The organism is Microbacterium sp. P5_B6, from assembly GCF_056400345.1.
This window is the reverse complement of sequence record NZ_JBFULL010000067.1, coordinates 1-1,597: the sequence shown is the minus strand read 5'-3', so window position 1 is coordinate 1,597 and position 1,597 is coordinate 1. Positions and strand designations below refer to the sequence as shown.

At 61.8% G+C, this 1,597-nt stretch carries 2 pseudogenes; both read right to left on the bottom strand.

Annotated elements, in window-relative coordinates:
* Window positions 1-665, bottom strand: a pseudogene (locus AC1DP3_RS18235) (helicase); the annotation flags it as partial.
* Window positions 662-1,597 (bottom strand): annotated as a pseudogene (locus AC1DP3_RS18230) (hypothetical protein); the annotation flags it as partial. The pseudogenes AC1DP3_RS18235 and AC1DP3_RS18230, both read right to left, overlap by 4 nt.

Here is a 1,597-nt window from a genome sequence, read left to right as displayed (position 1 = left end):
CCTTTGAACTCCCCGACGCACTCTTCGATCTCCTCGCGTAGGGGGCGACCTTGCGGACCCCTGGCTCGGTCGATCTCCTCCCCGAACGACTTGCACAGTTCGTCGTCGATCTGCGAACGGTCGAACCATGACAAGTGGTTCTCGAAGTTCTGCCAGTGCATCCCACCTTCGAAGAACCGCTTCCACATTCGCTGGCGAGTAATCCCGAGACCCCAGCACTTCACGAGCATCCAGTAGAGAAGTACACGCTCTTCGCCCTTGCCGCTCGTGCTTCCCACATTGAACGAGGTTCCCGGGGTGAAGGAGACGAAATTGATGCGTTGGCCCCGGAGCCCACGGATCACCTTGGGCAGCAAGGTGAGTCGATCGGCATGCTTCAGTTCGACGCCGCCGACCACATTGAGCCTGCTGAGATTCTGTCGCGCAATCTGACTGTTCGAGCAGATGTAGACGATGTCAATGCGTTTGTCGGTGTCCCAAAGATGCTCCACGGTCTTCGCGATGACGCCCTTCGCCACCATGGTCTTTCCGAGGCCCACCTCATCCGCAACGAGAAAGCGCTTCGTTTGGTCGTCGTCGATCCACAATCGACGAAAGACTTGCTCGACGGTGGTGCGCTGAAAGTCCTTCAGGCTCGCCAGCGTCGACTCGGCGTCGGGTTTCATCGTGATCGCTCTCGGTGCACTTGCCATACGACATCCCACAGCTCGTCGAAGCCGTCCGGCACCAGTTCGGCACCGTTCGGCGTTGCTCGGAGCTCTTCCACAAGGCTCGCGACGCGAGCAAGCGCGTGTTCGTCACGCCCGGTTGCGCGAACAAGCGGTTCGAAGAGTGCGACATCCGACACGGTCAATGCGGAAGCGAAGTCAGGGGCGGCTGACTCCACGTCGACGCCGGCGAGCTGAGCGAACAGGGCGTCGTATGCAGGGTCCCCCAKGAGAAACACGAGGTATCGAAGCACGTGCTCTTTGGATCGGAGGATCGAGAACACGGCGTCGTGTCGTCGACCATCGACGGCTCCGGTGAGCTCCGCTTTGATCAGGCAGCGCCTCGTCACTCGCGCCGGCCCTTGCCCGTCTGTTGTCTCGACCGCGATGAACGGTGTGACGCTGAGTGGTGCAATGGTCCAGTTGAGCTCTGCGCCGAGGGATCGGCTCGCCCCATCGGCGGGGAGGGAGGCCAGCCACACTCGGGTCTCCCCTGGAGCACTTTCCGGGATCGTGAGGGAGAGGGATGCCGTGACCCGCTCTGCATCAATTGCTTCGACGTGAAGCGTCGGGGCGCCAAGGGCGAGGAGTCGGTGGAATTCCTCGAGGGCGTAGGAGGTCTGGATCGCGGCATCCGTGGCACCTGCCTCATCGACAACGGCGTACTCCTCGAGAAGCTGCACGAGGCCGAGATCTTCCGCAGTGCCTTCGAGCGTCTTCCGCACGCCGCATGCGGAGGTGTCYCCATAGAGCACCGCGTCGAACTCGACCCCTGCGCCCCACGTTTCGCCGGTCATGTTCGCGCTGCCTGTGACCACCATCGAGCGGCTTCCATCGAGATCGAGGACGAAGGTCTTCGCGTGAAGACCCTCGTTCGTGCCCTCATACTC